The 14819-nt window shown below is 68.2% G+C and carries 19 protein-coding genes; 6 read left to right on the top strand and 13 right to left on the bottom strand.

The genetic code is table 11. From position 1 onward, the window contains the following. Positions 1-14 precede the first annotated feature (14 nt). The 3 genes from lptC to AC5P5R_RS02105 form a co-directional block, all read right to left on the bottom strand. Complete coding sequence (lptC, locus tag AC5P5R_RS02115) at positions 15-590, bottom strand: LPS export ABC transporter periplasmic protein LptC (protein ID WP_012479345.1); 576 nt, start codon at positions 588-590, stop codon at positions 15-17. Further along, the gene (locus tag AC5P5R_RS02110; RefSeq protein ID WP_005408394.1) at positions 587-1135 is read right to left on the bottom strand and encodes a KdsC family phosphatase; all 549 of its coding nucleotides are present in this window, start codon (positions 1133-1135) and stop codon (positions 587-589) included. Before AC5P5R_RS02110 ends, lptC begins: the two co-directional genes overlap by 4 nt. A gap of 66 nt (positions 1136-1201) precedes the next feature. Beyond that, complete coding sequence (locus tag AC5P5R_RS02105; protein WP_100437968.1) at positions 1202-2203, bottom strand: KpsF/GutQ family sugar-phosphate isomerase; 1002 nt, start codon at positions 2201-2203, stop codon at positions 1202-1204. A gap of 54 nt (positions 2204-2257) precedes the next feature. Here AC5P5R_RS02105 and AC5P5R_RS02100 point away from each other — a divergent pair, with 54 nt between their 5' ends. Genes AC5P5R_RS02100 through AC5P5R_RS02090 form a run of 3 tightly spaced genes read left to right on the top strand, consistent with a single transcriptional unit; the run spans position 2258 to position 4095 of the window. Then, positions 2258-2488: a BolA family protein gene (locus AC5P5R_RS02100; protein ID WP_005408396.1), complete on the top strand. Its 231-nt coding sequence runs from the start codon at positions 2258-2260 to the stop codon at positions 2486-2488. Between the two features lie 21 nt (positions 2489-2509). Further along, positions 2510-3781 (top strand): UDP-N-acetylglucosamine 1-carboxyvinyltransferase, encoded by a 1272-nt coding sequence (gene murA / locus AC5P5R_RS02095; RefSeq protein WP_099484943.1) that lies wholly within the window; start codon positions 2510-2512, stop codon positions 3779-3781. Further along, positions 3778-4095 (top strand): hypothetical protein, encoded by a 318-nt coding sequence (locus AC5P5R_RS02090; protein WP_005408398.1) that lies wholly within the window; start codon positions 3778-3780, stop codon positions 4093-4095. Before murA ends, AC5P5R_RS02090 begins: the two co-directional genes overlap by 4 nt. An 88-nt stretch (positions 4096-4183) precedes the next feature. On the opposite strand, the gene AC5P5R_RS02085 is transcribed toward AC5P5R_RS02090, so the two are convergent. From AC5P5R_RS02085 to purM, 7 genes are all read right to left on the bottom strand, one after another. Beyond that, positions 4184-4867, bottom strand: a complete 684-nt coding sequence (locus tag AC5P5R_RS02085; protein ID WP_005408399.1) for a DUF3108 domain-containing protein — start codon at positions 4865-4867, stop codon at positions 4184-4186. Between the two features lie 2 nt (positions 4868-4869). Continuing rightward, on the bottom strand, positions 4870-5691 hold the full coding sequence (locus tag AC5P5R_RS02080; protein WP_005412504.1) for a DUF3108 domain-containing protein: 822 nt from the start codon (positions 5689-5691) through the stop codon (positions 4870-4872). 67 nt (positions 5692-5758) lie between these two features. Further along, entirely contained in the window at positions 5759-6418 is a 660-nt protein-coding gene (purN, locus tag AC5P5R_RS02075; RefSeq protein ID WP_012479348.1) for a phosphoribosylglycinamide formyltransferase, read from the bottom strand. Continuing rightward, entirely contained in the window at positions 6415-7077 is a 663-nt protein-coding gene (locus tag AC5P5R_RS02070) for a DUF2238 domain-containing protein (RefSeq protein ID WP_099561331.1), read from the bottom strand. The genes purN and AC5P5R_RS02070 overlap by 4 nt, the downstream gene beginning before the upstream one ends. Positions 7078-7118: 41 nt before the next feature. Next, positions 7119-7541 carry a hypothetical protein gene (locus AC5P5R_RS02065; RefSeq protein WP_005408403.1) on the bottom strand — a complete coding sequence of 141 codons (423 nt, stop codon included), beginning with the start codon at positions 7539-7541 and terminating at the stop codon, positions 7119-7121. Next, positions 7538-8026: a hypothetical protein gene (locus AC5P5R_RS02060; RefSeq protein WP_033835548.1), complete on the bottom strand. Its 489-nt coding sequence runs from the start codon at positions 8024-8026 to the stop codon at positions 7538-7540. Before AC5P5R_RS02060 ends, AC5P5R_RS02065 begins: the two co-directional genes overlap by 4 nt. Positions 8027-8049: 23 nt before the next feature. Further along, the gene (gene purM, locus AC5P5R_RS02055; RefSeq protein WP_043034199.1) at positions 8050-9108 is read right to left on the bottom strand and encodes a phosphoribosylformylglycinamidine cyclo-ligase; all 1059 of its coding nucleotides are present in this window, start codon (positions 9106-9108) and stop codon (positions 8050-8052) included. 99 nt (positions 9109-9207) lie between these two features. On the opposite strand from purM, the gene AC5P5R_RS02050 reads away from it, so the two are divergent. From AC5P5R_RS02050 to hda, 3 genes are read left to right on the top strand one after another with little or no spacing between them, the layout of a single operon-like run. Then, entirely contained in the window at positions 9208-10347 is a 1140-nt protein-coding gene (locus AC5P5R_RS02050) for a DUF2066 domain-containing protein (RefSeq protein ID WP_005412509.1), read from the top strand. Beyond that, positions 10344-11513, top strand: coding sequence for an AI-2E family transporter (locus tag AC5P5R_RS02045; protein ID WP_005408407.1), 1170 nt, complete (start codon positions 10344-10346; stop codon positions 11511-11513). Before AC5P5R_RS02050 ends, AC5P5R_RS02045 begins: the two co-directional genes overlap by 4 nt. Next, positions 11513-12220 (top strand): DnaA regulatory inactivator Hda, encoded by a 708-nt coding sequence (gene hda, locus AC5P5R_RS02040; protein ID WP_005408408.1) that lies wholly within the window; start codon positions 11513-11515, stop codon positions 12218-12220. The genes AC5P5R_RS02045 and hda overlap by 1 nt, the downstream gene beginning before the upstream one ends. Positions 12221-12719: 499 nt before the next feature. On the opposite strand, the gene murU is transcribed toward hda, so the two are convergent. The 3 genes from murU to AC5P5R_RS02025 all read right to left on the bottom strand — a co-directional run bounded on the left by murU (position 12720) and on the right by AC5P5R_RS02025 (position 14786). Beyond that, a complete protein-coding gene (murU, locus tag AC5P5R_RS02035; RefSeq protein ID WP_100437969.1) occupies positions 12720-13430 on the bottom strand; it encodes an N-acetylmuramate alpha-1-phosphate uridylyltransferase MurU in 711 nt (236 codons plus the stop codon). Further along, on the bottom strand, positions 13427-14452 hold the full coding sequence (locus tag AC5P5R_RS02030; protein WP_099498036.1) for an aminoglycoside phosphotransferase family protein: 1026 nt from the start codon (positions 14450-14452) through the stop codon (positions 13427-13429). Before AC5P5R_RS02030 ends, murU begins: the two co-directional genes overlap by 4 nt. A 64-nt stretch (positions 14453-14516) precedes the next feature. Continuing rightward, complete coding sequence (locus AC5P5R_RS02025) at positions 14517-14786, bottom strand: GlsB/YeaQ/YmgE family stress response membrane protein (protein ID WP_099498037.1); 270 nt, start codon at positions 14784-14786, stop codon at positions 14517-14519. Positions 14787-14819 lie beyond the last annotated feature (33 nt).

Genomic DNA, 14819 nt, shown 5'->3' with positions numbered 1-14819 from the left:
GGCTGGCGGCGGAATCAGCGTCTGGGCGTGTAACGGCCCTTGGACTGGCTGAGGAAATGATACGTGTTGTTCTTCGAATCCACTTCGAAGCCGACGCCGGACTGTTCCATGCCCGGGCGGGTCATGGTCACCAGGGCGTCGGTACGGGCGCGGTTCTCCTTCGGGAACACGTCCAGGTGGTCGGTGCGGAAGGTGGTCGGCACCACGCCCGGGCCCGCCGGGCTGTCGCCGGCAACCTTGCCGCGCAGCTTCATCTCGTCGCCCTTGGCGCTGAGCCAGCCGGTCTCGGCACGCAGCGTCCAGTGCTTGCCATCCTTGTCCGGCATCTCGAACAGCGGGGTGGCGATGTTGATGGTCTGGTCGCCGCGCTGGCGCTCCAGCCGCGGTGCGCGCAGGGTGGTCGATTCCTTGCCGTGCTCATCCAGGGCAACGATCTGGAAGTCATGGAGGATGTAATCCACGCCGATTTCCTGGCCCCCCGTGGCTGGACCCTTGTCGCGGTTGCGCAGCGCCGCCCAGCTGCTCAGCAGGGCGGCCAGCAGCAGGCTGATGCCGAGCACGGTGCGCCAGTTCAAGGTGGGCAGGTTCATGCGCCAAACCTCGCCAGCACCGCATCCGCGCGGCCCTGGGCGGCCAGCAGGATGTCGCACAGCTCGCGCGCGGCGCCACGGCCACCCTCGGCGCGGGTCTGCCAATGCACGCGTTCGGCGATCCACGGATGGGCATTGGCCGGGGCCACCGCAAGGCCGACCGCACCCAGCGGCGCCAGATCGGGCAGGTCATCGCCCATGAACGCCACCTGTTCCAGGCCGATCCCGTGCTGCGCACACAGCGCCTGCACGCTGGCCAGCTTGTCGCCCACGGCGATCTGGGTGTCGATGCCGAGGTCGGCGCCGCGCTTGAGCGCGGACTGGCTGTTGCGCGCGGTGATCAGCACGGGGTGGATACCGTGCTGCTGCAGCAGTTTCAGGCCCAGGCCATCCTGCACGAAGTACGCCTTGCTCTCGTTGCCGTCCTTGTCGTAGTACAGCCGACCGTCGGTGAGGGTGCCGTCCACGTCGAAGCAGGCCAGGCGGATCTGGGCCGCAGCGGCATGCAGGTGGGCGGGGAAGGCGGGCAGGGGGGACCAGGGCATCAGGGCGGCAGGCTCGTTATGGGCGGGTGCAGCGTTACAGACTGAATGGGGTCTACGGACTGTCGGTTAAACCACCCGGGCCCGCAACAGGTCATGAATGTTCAGCGCGCCAACCGCGCGGCCCTGGCCATCAACCACGATCAGGCCGGTGATCTTGTGGGTCTCCATCAGGCGGGCGGCCTCGACCGCCAGCTGGTCGGCGCCGATGGTGCGCGGGTTGCGGGTCATCACGTCGGCGATCTTCGCCGTGCGCACATCCAGCGCGCTGTCCAGCGCACGGCGCAGGTCGCCATCGGTGAACAGGCCGATCAGCACGCCGTCGGCGTCAACCACGGCGGTCATGCCCAGCCGCTTGCGGCTCATTTCCACCAGCGCCTCGCTGAGGCTGGCGTCGGCGCCCACGCTGGGCAGGTCGTCGCCGGTGTGCATGACGTCGGTGATGTGCAGCAGCAGGCGACGGCCGAGGCTGCCGGCCGGGTGCGAGCGGGCGAAGTCATCGGCGGTGAAGCCACGTGCATCGAGCAGGGCCACGGCCAGTGCATCTCCCATCGCCAGCGAGGCGGTGGTGCTGGAAGTGGGTGCCAGCGCCAGCGGGCAGGCCTCGGCCGGCACGCTCACATCCAGATGGATGTCGGCGGCGGTGGCCAGGCTGGACTGCGGGCGGCCGGTCATGGAGATCAGCAGGTTGCCTTGGCGCTTGAGCACCGGCAGCAGCATCAGCACCTCGTCCGATTCGCCCGAGTAGGACAGGGCCAGCACGACGTCGTCCTCGGTGATCATGCCCAGGTCGCCGTGGCCGGCTTCACCGGGGTGCACGTAGAACGCCGGCGTACCGGTAGAGGCCAGGGTGGCGGCGATCTTGCGCGCGATATGCCCGGACTTGCCCATGCCGGTGGCAACCACCCGCCCGCGGCTGGCCAGGATCGCCTGGCAGGCCTGCTGGAAGGCCTCGCCGAGGCGGTCGGCCACCGCATCCAGGGCCTGCCGCTCGATCTCGAACACGCGGCGGCCACTGGCAACCAGGCCGGCAGGGTCGACGGAACGGGGGGGCAACAGGGGTTCGGCCATGCGGACGCCACGCAGCGGAAGTAGAATGGACCCACATTTTATTAGGAAAGCCCGTTGGACGCCGACACCATCCGCAATCTGATCGAAACCGGCCTGCCCGGCGCCCGCGCCGACGTGCAGGGCGACGACGGCGTGCATTTCGAAGCGACCGTGGTCTGCGAGGCCTTCGCCGGCAAGATGCCGCTGGCCCGCCACCGCATGGTGTACGCCACCCTGGGCGACCTGATGGGCGGCGCGATCCACGCGCTGGCGCTGAAAACCGTGACCCCGGCCGAAGCCGGCTGAACCGCAGAAGATCCCGAATACATGGCCAAGATCGTTGTGACCGGCGGCGCTGCGCTGCACGGTGAAGTGAGCATCTCCGGCGCCAAGAACGCCGTCCTCCCCATTCTCTGCGCGACCCTGCTGGCCGATGCGCCGGTGGAGATCACCAACGTGCCGCACCTGCACGACGTGGTCACCACGGTGAAGCTGCTCGGCGAGCTGGGCGCCAAGGTCACCATCGACCAGGGCACGCTGTCGCGCGGCAGCGCGATCGTGGTCGACCCGCGTCCGGTCAACCAGCACGTCGCACCGTATGAGCTGGTCAAGACCATGCGCGCCTCGATCCTGGTGCTGGGCCCGCTGCTGGCCCGCTTCGGCGCCGCCGAGGTGTCGCTGCCGGGCGGCTGCGCGATCGGCTCGCGACCGGTCGACCAGCACATCAAGGGCCTGCAGGCGCTGGGCGCCGAGATCGTGGTCGAGAACGGCTTCATCAAGGCCAGCGCCAAGCGCCTGAAGGGTGGCCACTTCACCTTCGACATGGTCAGCGTCACCGGCACCGAGAACGTGCTGATGGGCGCGGTGCTGGCTGAAGGGACCACCGTCCTCGACAACTGCGCGATGGAACCGGAAGTGACCGACCTGGCGCACTGCCTGATCGCGCTGGGCGCGAAGATCGAAGGCCTGGGCACCGCCCGCCTGGTGATCGAGGGCGTCGAGCGCCTGTCCGGTGGCCGCCACGAAGTGCTGCCCGACCGCATCGAGACCGGCACCTTCCTGGTGGCCGCAGCGATGACCGGTGGCAAGGTTACGGTCAACCGTGCGCGCCCGAACACCATGGACGCGGTGCTGTCCAAGCTGGTCGAGGCCGGTGCGAAGATCGAGACCACCGACGACACCATCACCCTGGACATGCAGGGCAGGCGGCCGAAGGCGGTCAACCTGACCACCGCGCCGTACCCGGCATTCCCGACCGACATGCAGGCGCAGTTCATGGCGCTCAACTGCGTGGCCGATGGCGTGGGCGTGATCAACGAAACGATCTTCGAGAACCGTTTCATGCACGTCAACGAACTGCTGCGCCTGGGGGCGGACATCCAGGTTGAAGGCCACACCGCCATCGTGCGTGGCAGCGAGCACCTGAGCGGCGCACCGGTGATGGCGACCGACCTGCGTGCGTCGGCCTCGCTGATCCTGGCCGGCCTGATGGCCAGCGGCGATACCACCATCGACCGCATCTACCACCTTGATCGTGGCTACGAGAACATCGAAGAGAAGCTGTCTTCGCTCGGCGCCACCATCCGGCGCGTGCCATGATCCTGCGCGGCAAGTTCAGCCCGCGTCGCAAGGCGCTGCTGGCCCTGGTGCTGATCGTGCTGGCGTGGCTGGGCTATGCCTGGTACGCCAACATCGCCATCACCCAGGGCATCGAGCAGAAGGACATGGACTGGAACGGCGACGGCACGGTCACGCGTGACGAGATCATCGAGTCGTTCTATGCGGTCGCGGTGAACGACAGCCAGGACGGCAACCGTCATTGCCGCACCTTTGTCTGGCGCAGCACCGGTGAGCAGATCCGCGTGGACTGCCGCACCGAGTTCAAGCCGGCGGCGGCCGAGGAAAAGAAGTAAGAAAAACGCCCGCGAAAGCGGGCGTTTTCTTTTCGCGGGGCCCGGGGTCAGAGCCCATCCCCGAGGGGATGAGATCCGACCCCGGCACTCAGTTCATCGCCTTGATGGTCAGGTCCAGCGCATCGCGGCCGCTCTCACGCTGCAGCATGCGCGCCGGCACCGGGAAGTCCGGCACGATCCAGGCGATCAGCTCCTTGTTGCCATCGGCGCGCGAGACCTTGGTCGCCTCGTAACTCTTGCCGGCCACGGTGATCGATTCCTTGCCGATCACGCGGTAGGTCATGTTCTTGATCCGGCCTTCGTCCACCATGCGATAGGTCAGCGGCTTGCCGGCGGCCAGGTCACGGGCGATCGCCAGGTTGATCAGCAGCGCGTCCATGTCGCCTGCTTTCAGCGCGATGGGGCCCGCACGGTCCGGCTTGATGTCGCCGGTCCAGGTGGCCTGGTTGCTGGTCCAGTTGTAGTTGGCCTGCACGTTGCGCTTCTTCACCAGCAGTGCCGAACGATCCTGGCTGCTGAGCGGGCGCAGCTGGCCACGCACTTCCTCGAACACCGTGCTCTGGCTGAGGTCGGCCAGCTGGTTCTTCACCTGCAGGCTGTAGCGCCATTTGTTGCTGCCTTCGCTGGCCAGGGTCATGGTGCCGTTGGCCTGCATGCCCATGTAGCTGGCCAGGTAATCCGCCTTGAACGGTTCCAGGGCCATGGCCGGCAGGCTGGCCACGGTCAGGGCAGCGGCTGCGATCCAGGTGAGGGGGCGGGTCAGGGTATTCATGCTCAGACTCCTTGGTATTCGATCAGGCGCAGGTCGACGCGGTCTTCGCCGTCTTCGCGTTGCAGGATGCGCACCGGGGTGGGGACACCGTTGGCGATCCAGAGAATGGTTTCGTTTCTGCCACCGTTGGTCCGGTAGACCCGCAGCGCGTTGTAGGACAGGTCGCCGACCTCGACGTTCTCGGTCTGCGGCGCGGCCTGGTAGTCGTGTTCGCGGACCTTGCCCATGTCCACGTAGCGGTAATGCATGGTGGCGCCCGGACGCGCATCGCGCATGATCGCCAGGTTGATCAGCAGCGCGCTCTGGTCGCCGGCCCGCAGCGGGATCGGCTGCGCGCGCTCCTTCTTGACGTCGCCGGTCCATTGCGCGGTGCCGGCCTGCCAGTTGTAAGTGCCCACGGCCTTCTTGCCCAGGAACAGGCCCTTGCGCACCGTGCTCTGGCTGAGCGGTGCGTAGACGCCACTGCGCTCCTCGAACACCGTGCTCTGCTCGATGTTCAGGCCGAGCACGCTGGCAAAGCCGCGGCGGCCGACCACCTGCATGTCCACGCGCCACTGGCTGCCGCCGGTGTGGGTGACCTGCATGCTGGCATCACCCGCTTCCTTGCCCTTGTAGAAGGCCTGGTAGGTGGCGGTGAACGGCTGCAGCGGCGGCGGCTCCCAGGCCAGTGCCGGCAACAGCGGCACACTGGGCTCGTTCGGTGGCAGCGCAGCGGGTGTGGGCGGCGGCGAAGCCGCAGGCGGCTGCGCCTGGCCCCAGCCCACAGCGGGAAGCACGGCAAGCGACAACAGCAGTGAAGTGGACAGCAGCGTCGTGGTCTTCATGGAGGACAGGAACCGCGGGAGGGGGCAGGATGCCAGCCCCGCAGTCAGCGGGGCGTGTGCAAGAGCGTTACCGGTTCAGGTTTCCGGCGGAATCTAGGGCCAAGGGGCTAAACAGGGGGTGACCGTCCAGCCAGGGCTGACCCTCCCGTTCAGCCAGGCGGCCCTCGCACAGCAACTGCAGTGTGGCGATCAGCAGCGGATGCTCCACCGCAAGCACGCGTGCGGCCAGCGCCTGCGCGTCATCGCCGGGCCGCACCGGCACGCGGGCCTGCGCCAGCACCGCGCCGGCATCCAGTTCGGGGACCACCAGGTGCACGCTGGCGCCATGCTCGGCGTCACCGGCCTGCAGCGCCCGCGCGTGGGTGTCCAGGCCCTTGTGCAGCGGCAGCAGCGACGGGTGGATGTTGACCAGGCGGCCATCGAAACGCTGCACGAAGGCCGGACCAAGGATGCGCATGTAGCCGGCACAGACGATCCAGTCCGGCTGTACCGCGGCAAGCGCATCGCCGAGCGCCTGCTCGTAGCTGGCGCGGTCGCTGAATTCCTTCGGTGCATGCGCCCAGCGCAGGCCGGCATCGACACGCAGCAGGGCCTCTGCGGCGGGGCGGTCGGAGAACACGCCGACCACCGCGGCCGACAGGCGGCCGCTGCCGATCGCGTCGAGGATGGCCTGCAGGTTGCTGCCGCGGCCCGAGGCGAGCACGGCGATGCGGGTTGGGGCGGTCATTGCAGGGAACTCCGGCGGATCAGAGGCCAGGTCAGCAGGCTGCCGACGGTCGCCATCAGCATGTCGGCATGCGCATCCCACATGTCACCCTGCTGGCCGTTGTAGGCTTCGGCGGCATCCGGCGACAGCGCCAGCGCGATGGCCCATTCGAACCATTCGTAGACCAGGCTGGCACACATCACCGTCATCACTGCCAGGGTGAAGGCCTGGCCCAGGCGCAGCGCCGGCCACGCGTGACGGGCCAGCTGCAGCAGTGCGGGAGTGAAGCAGACGCCGAACAGGAAGTGGATGAGGCGGTCGAAATGATTGCGCTGCCAGCCGAAGGCCGCATTCGGCGACCAGCCGGTCAGCATCTGCGCCCAGGCGTCGTAGGGCACGTTGGAATACAGCCAGCGCGCCGCCACGCAGTGCAGGGCGATGAAGCCGCAGATGGCGATGAAGGCGCCGTTGCCCAGCCAGCCGCCGCGGCGGTCGACCCACAGCAGCGCGGCCAGACCGACCACGGTCAGCGTGCTGTGCAGGGCCTGCTCGGTGGGCCACAGCGGGTGGATCCAGCTGATCGCGAAGACAGCCAGTACGGCGGCGAAAGCCCACTTCTTCGGGCCCGGGAAGCGGCGGGTGGTGGGCGAAGCGGTCGTCGGGAGGGCAGGCGCGGACATGGGAAATCGATCAGGATAGGGCGCGGCGTCTGCCGCCAGGTTCAGGCACTGAGGTGATCACCGCGGTCGAACAGCGCAGCCATCTCCGGCTTGGACAGGAACACCCAGGCATAGGCGGCCAACGCCATGCCCAATGGTCCAGCCAGCACGCCCAGCCACGCCGCGCGCTGGCACCAGGCCAGCCCGGTGCGATGTGACAGCTGGCGCGCGGTGTGCAGCTGCACGAACCCCAGCACGGCGGCCAGCACGGCGATGGACGCATAGACCGTGGTCAGCATCCAGGCATCCTCCAACCCGCGCGACTGGGCCACCCAGCCGCTGAGGCCGAGGAACGCCACTGTGGCGACCCAGTGGAAACCGGCCAAGGCGTAGAACAGCACTCTCAGTGTCTGCAGATGGCTGGTCAGCTGCAGCTGTGCCAGGGTCTGATGCGGCAGCGGCGGCGGATTGCCGGAGGCGGTCATGCGGTCGCGGCGGGAAGGTCGAAGGCGGCCTTGACCTGCGGGCGCAGCAGGGTGATCAGGCTGAACACCCCCAGCACCGTGCCGACCGGCGTGAACAGGCAGGCCAGGCCAGCCGCGATCAGGCACAGCAGATGGCGACGGCGGCGGGACAGGCAGCGGCCGGCATAGGCCACGAACGCGCCCAGCGTGATGCCACCGAACACGACGACGCAGCCGAGAACGGTGAACACCCAGCCCATCAGGCGCTGTTCCTCCAGCGAGGAGGGCTCGCCGCCGGACTTCATCGGCAGGCTGCCGGTCAACGCGGCGATGCCGATCACGATGTGCAGGATGAAGATCAGCGAGAACAGCACGATCAGGCCACCGACCACGTAGTGTGCGATGGCCAGCATGCGCAGGTGGTCGGCATCCTGCGCGCTGAACGGCGGTACCGCCGCCAGCGGCGGCGGCACGGGGGCGGGCGACAAAGGGGGCGTTGCGTCCATGCGGGGCTCCTGGGTTGCCGGCGTCAGCCGATGTGGACGCGTTCGGCGCCTTCGGCGGTGACCACCTGGCCGATGGTCCAGTGCTCCAGGCCCTGCGCCTTGACTGCATCGGAAACGGCAGCCACCTGGTCCGCTGCGACGATCAGCACGAAGCCGATGCCGCAGTTGAAGGTGCGCCACATCTCGCTGTCGGCCACCGCGCCTTCCTTCTGCAGCCACTGGAACACCGGCGGCAGGGCCCATGACGACGCCTGGATGTCCAGGCCGAGGCCGTCGGGCACTACGCGGATGATGTTCTCGGTCAGGCCGCCGCCGGTGATGTGGGCCATGCCATGGATGGCCTCGCCGTGCGACTTCAGCAGCGACAGGATCGGCTTCACATAGAGGCGGGTCGGTGCCATCAGCGCATCGACCAGCTTCACGCCGCCTTCCAGCTCCAGATCGGCCGGGCGACCGGCGCGGTCGTAGATGCGGCGCACCAGCGAGTAGCCGTTGGAGTGCGGGCCGGAGGAGGCGATGCCGATCAGCACGTCGCCGGCGGCCACGCTGGCGCCGTCCTTCAGCTCGCTCTTCTCCACCGCGGCGACCGTGAAGCCGGCCAGGTCGTATTCGCCGGGGGCGTACATGTCGGGCATTTCAGCGGTTTCGCCGCCGATCAGCGCACAGCCGGCCTCGGTGCAGCCGTTGGCGATGCCGCCCACGACCGCTGCGGCGGTGTCGATGTCCAGCTTGCCGGTGGCGAAGTAGTCCAGGAAGAACAGCGGTTCGGCGCCCTGCACCAGCACGTCGTTCACGCACATGGCGACCAGGTCGATGCCGATCGTATCGTGGCGGTTCAGCTGGTGGGCCAGCTTCAGCTTGGTGCCCACGCCGTCGGTACCCGACACCAGCACCGGCTCGCGGTACTTGTTGGACAGGTCGAACAGGGCACCGAAGCCACCCAGGCCGCCCATCACTTCCGGGCGGAAGCTGCGCTTGACCAGGGGCTTGATCCGCTCGACCAGCGCATTGCCGGCGTCGATGTCGACCCCCGCGTCACGATAGGTGAGGGGGGAGGGGGCGGAAGACGGGGTGTTGGTCACGGGCGTCGGCGCTGGCAGGGGTTGAACGGGCGATTTTAACAGGCCGCATTGGCGCAAAGGCCGTATTCGGGCAACAATTCCCCCGGATACGTCGAGCCAATGGATGTCCTGATGCGCCGCAGCCTGATTCTGACCCTGCTCCTTGCGCTGAGCCTGCCGGTGGCCACGATGGCCCAGAGCGGCCTTCGCACCGAGGGTGATGTCGCCACCGCCAGTGGCGCGTACGAGGCCGAAGTGCCCGTCAACAGCCAAGCCGAGGCCGATCGCAACGGCGCCCTGGCCCGCGCCCTGAGCGTGGTACTGGGCAAGCTGTCCGGCGACCGCAGCGTGATGTCCCGCCCCGGCGTGGTGCAGGCGCTGCGCAACGCCAAGGACTACGTGGCCAGCTACGACTACAAGCAGGACCAGAGCGTGGGCGCCAGTGGCGCCCCCAGCTTCCGTACCCTGCTGGTGGCCCGCTTCCGCGAGGATGATGTCGACTCGCTGGTGTCGGCGCTGGGCCTGCCGCTGTGGCCGCAGCCGCGACCGAAGCCGGTGCTGTGGCTGGCCGTCGACGATGGCAGTGGCCCGCGCCTGGTCAGCGTGCAGCAGGCCAACGCCGCCCGGCCGTTGCTGAACCGCGCCATCGAGCGCGGCTACAAGCTGGGCCTGCCCAGTGGTGGCGCCGCTGAACAGGCGCTGGCGGGTGCGATCTGGCGCCAGGACAGTGCCGCCGTGGCCCGTGCCTCCTCGCGCTACTCGCCGCCGATGCAGCTGATCGGCAAGTTGTACCGCGCCAATGGCGGCTGGCAGGCGGACTGGGTGTTCGTCGACAACGGCCGTGAACTGAACAAGTGGACCAGCAAGGACGCCAACGCCATGCGCGCGATGGCGGCCGGTGCCGACGGCGCCGCCGATGCGCTGGTCAAACGCTATGCCAAGGCCGGCGCCGCCGTCGGCCAGGCCGGGACCTACCGTGTGGTGGTCACCGGCATCAACAGCGCCGACGACTACCTGCGTCTGGCCGCCGGCCTGCGCGAGGTGCCGGTGGTGCGCAATGTCACCCCCCTGCATGCCTCGGCTGGCCAGCTGGAGCTGAACCTGGAGATGACCACCGGCCTGGCCGGCTTCAACCGCATGCTGGGCGACAACGGCGTGCTGGCGCCGAGCGCTCCGCTGCCGGCCCTGCCCGCTCCGATCGACGACACCACCGGTACTCCGGTGGCCGCCCCGGTCAGCAACGAGTACCGCCTGCGATGACTCTGACCCCGGAAGCGGAAATCGCGCAGTTCCTGCGCCGCCTGAAATACATCCTGTTCGCCGGCCTGATCGGCTGGGTGGTGTGGCTGCTGGCGCCGATCCTGACCCCGTTCGTGCTGGCGCTGGCGCTGGCCTGGCTGGGTGACCCGCTGGTGGACCGCATCGAGGCCACCGGTCGCTCGCGCATGACCGGCGTGGTGCTGGTGTTCGCGGCGATGGTGCTGGTGATCGTGGCGCTGCTGCTGGTGCTGGTACCGATGATCGAGCGCCAGATCACCACCCTGATCGCGGTTGCCCCGCAGGCACAGGCGTGGCTGATGGAGAAGGGGATTCCCTGGTTCGAGCAGAAGACCGGCCTGGAAGTGATGCAGTGGCTGGACCCGGACCGCCTGATCGAATGGGTGCGCAGCCACTGGCAGCAGGCCGGCGGCTTCGCCACCACGTTCATGGGCTACGTCTCGCGCTCCGGCTTCGCGATGGTGACCTGGGTGGTCAACATCCTGCTGCTGCCGATCCTGGCGTTCTACTTCCTGCGTGATTGGGACAAGCTGGTCGAGCGCGTGGCCTCGGTGATTCCGCGCAACCACATTGGCACCATCAGCGCGTTGGCGCGTGAGTCCAACGAGGTGCTGGGTGCGTTCATCCGCGGCCAGTTCCTGGTGATGCTGGCACTGGGCGTGATCTATGCCGGCGGCCTGTCGCTGGTCGGCCTCAAGCTGGGCCTGCTGATCGGCCTGATTGCCGGTCTGATCAGTTTCATCCCATACCTGGGAGCGACCACCGGCGTGCTGATGGCGGTGATCGCCGCGCTGGTGCAGGCACAGGGCTTCGACCTGAAGCTGCTGATCCTGGTCGGCGTGGTGTTCACCGTGGGCCAGCTGCTGGAGAGCTACGTACTGACCCCACGCATCGTCGGCGACAAGATCGGCCTGCACCCGGTGGCGGTGATCTTCGCGGTGATGGCCGGCGGCCAGCTGTTCGGCTTCCTCGGCATGCTGCTGGCGCTGCCGGTGGCGGCGGTGACCAACGTGCTGCTGCGCTACGCGCACCAGCGTTACCGCCAGAGCGAGCTGTACGTGGGCGAGAAGCCGGCAATCGTGCTTGACGGCGTGGTCGATGCGCCCCATATCATCGTTCCGAACGAAAAAGGCCCCGACCTGAAGTGATGGGTGTGCCGCAACTGCCGCTGGCCCTGCATTACCCGCGGGACCAGCGCCTGGAGACCTTCATCGGCGCGCCGGATGGTGCGCTGGCGCAGCTGCGCGCGATCGCGGTGGGTGCCAGCCACGATTGGGTCTACCTGGAAGGTGCGGCGGGCACGGGCAAGACCCACCAGGCGCTGGCGATGTGTTCCAGCGCCGAGCAGGCAGGGCGCCTGCCGACCTATGTGCCGCTGGCCAGTGCCGCCGGCCGCGTGCGTGCGGCGCTGGATGGGCTGGAGGCGCGTGAGCTGGTGGCGCTGGACGGCCTGGACGAGGTTGCCGGCAACCGCGACGACGAGATCGCGCTGTTCGATTTCCACAACCGCGCGCGCGCTGCAGGCGTGACCGTGCTGTACACGGCGCAGAAGGCCCCGGAAGCGCTGGGCCTGGTGCTGCCGGACCTGCGTTCACGGCTGGGCCAGTGCGTGCGCGTGCTGCTGCAGCCGCTGGATGAGGAGGGGCGGGCAGCGGTGCTGCGCGAACGCGCGCTGCGACGCGGCCTGGCGATCGACGAGGCATCCATCGAGTGGCTGCTGTCGCACACCGGGCGCGAGCTGGGTGGGTTGATCACGCTGCTGGACTGGCTGGACCGCGAGTCGCTGGCGGCGAAGCGGCGGATCACCGTGCCGTTCCTGCGCCAGGTGCTGGAAGAAGGCCGGCCCCGCTACTGAGGGTGGGGTTTGTTTGCAGGGCTGCGCCCTGCACCCGCCGAATCAACGTCAACGTCAAAAGCTGGCCATCTCCGTGGGATGGCGGGGGGGGGCCGGTTGCGGGGGCGTGAGCCGCATGGATGCGGCGACCGAGCTTACATGGACGTACTTGCAGCGTCCCCCGCAACCGGACCCACCCCGCCTTCGACAGGTTCCCGCGATCTGCCGGGACTGCGTACTGCACTGCTGACTGCTGACTGCTGACTGCTGTTGGTGGGTGTCGACCTTGGTCGTCACCAGAGCAAGCGCAGCGAAGCGACCCGCTTTTGCTTTTCTTTTTTCTTTTCCGTGGCTGGACGCCCACGGAAACTGTCAGAGGCCGGGCGGGGTGGGTTCGCGGGGGTGTCCGCGGCATGGATGCCGCGGCCAAGCCCCCAGGGACGGGTCCACGGCGTCCCCCGCGAACCCACACCGCCCGGCCAAGCACGGCTGTTGATTTGAGCGACCAGCCACGAGGGGCTCAGCCGTTCGCCGCCAACTCAGCATCCAGCGCACGAAGCCGATCCACGGTGCCGACATCGGTCCAGCGCCCCCGATGGTGCTGTCCCGTCATCAACCCCTGCGCCATGAAATGCTTCTGCAGCGGCACCACCGAGAACTTCGGCGGCAGCCGCTCGCTGCCCGGCGCCTCGCCGATCACCGTGCGCCAGTCGGCCACGATCGAAGGACGGTACACGCCGATGCCGGCATAGGTCAGGCACGGGCCTTCGCGATCGTGGTGCAGCACCCCCTGCGTATCGAGGCGGTAGTCACCGTGCGGGTGCTGAACCGGATTGTCGACCAGCACCAGGTGCGCCTGGCCCCGCGGCTCGCGCGGCAGCGTGGCGAAATCGAAATCGGTCCAGATGTCGCCGTTCACCACCAGGAACGGGGCATCGCCCAGCGCCGGCAGGGCGTTGAGGATGCCACCGCCGGTCTCCAGCGGGGTCGCTCCTTCGTACAGGAAATGCAGATGCAGGCCCCATTGGCTGCCGTCGCCCAGCGTCGCCGGGAACTGTTCGGCCAGCCATGCGGTGTTGACCACCACCTCGCGCACGCCGAGTGCGGCCAGGCGTTCCAGGTGCCAGACGATCAACGGCTTGCCAGCCACTTCCAGCAGCGGCTTGGGCGTGTGCAGGGTCAGCGGGCGCATGCGCTCGCCGAGGCCGGCGGCAAAGACCAGCGCCTTCATCGGGCCACGCGCATCGGTGCACCCAGCTCGGCCAGCGCCGGCTTGATGCGCTCGTCCAGCAGCTGCTGCAGCGGTGCCAGTTCCCGATAGCGCGGCAGCACTTCATCCAGATAGGTGATGAAGCGCGGTGCGTCGTCGAGGTAATGGCCCTTGTTGTCGCGGTAACGCAGCCGGCAGAACAGGCCCAGGATCTTCACGTGGCGCTGGATGCCCATCCAGTCGGCATCGCGCAGGAAGGTGGCGCGGTTGGGCACCGGCAGGCCGGCGTCGCGGGCGCGCTCGTGGTACTGCGCCAGCCACTCGTCCACACGCTCCAGCGGCCAGCTAAGGAACGCGTCCTTGAACAGGCTCATCGCGTCGTAGGCGATCGGGCCGCGCACCAGGTCCTGGAAATCCAGCACTGCGGGACCATTTTCGACCGGCATCAGATTGCGCGGCATGTAATCGCGGTGGGTCATCAGCTGGGCCTGGCCCAGCGCGTTGTCCATCAAGCGGCGGTGTACCAGCTGCAGCCCTTCGATCTCGCCGCAGTCCAGCTCCAGGTTCAGGTGGCGCTGCAGGAACCATTCGTCGAACAGGCCGGCATCGCGCTGCAGCAGCGCCTCGCCAAACTGGCCGAAGTCGGCCGGCACCGGGATCGCCTGCAGGCGCAGCAGCTGTTCGATCGAACGGCCGAACCAGTCGTCAGCGTTGCGCTCATCGAGGATCTTCGCCAAGGTCGGGCCACCGAGATCTTCCAGCAGCAGGAAACCGGCATCCAGATCCTGCGCCAGCAGCGCGGGCACGCGCAGGCCGTTGTCGTGCAGCAGGCCGCGCATGCGCAGCCACGGCCTCGGATCTTCCAGCCCCGGCGGGGCATCCATCACGATGTGGCTGCCGCGCGTGCTGGTGGTGCGCCAGTAGCTGCGCATGCCGGCATCGACCGAGGCGCGTTCGACCACCGCGTTGGCATCATCGAGCTGGGTACGGGCCCACTGCAGGCGCTGCGCGCTGCGCTGGGGATCGGAGGCGGGTTCGGTCATGCAGACATATCCGGGCGCGCCGGGCGCGCCAACGTCGGGAACAGGAAGGGAAGGAGGGACGGGGTCAGCGACGGCCGCTGAACAGGCGCAGCACGGCCAGCACGGCCACCGCACCCACTACCGCACCGAGGAAACCGGCCGGCTCACCGGGGGCGTACCAGCCCATGTACTGGCCGAACCAGCCGGCCACCAGGGCGCCAAGGATGCCCAGCACGATGGTCAGCAGGCAGCCCATGCGGTTGTTGCCGGGCATGAGGAAACGCCCGAGCAGGCCGACGAAGAAGCCGACCAGGATGATGTAGAGCCAGCTGCTGCTGCCGAACAGACCATTCATGCGAGCGATTTCCGCCAAGGGTGGACGCAGCCT

The sequence above is a fragment of the Stenotrophomonas sp. YJH_SMC_19 genome, from assembly GCF_059367915.1.
The sequence above is the reverse complement of the archived record's forward strand: the minus strand, read 5'-3'. Positions and strand labels throughout refer to the sequence as shown.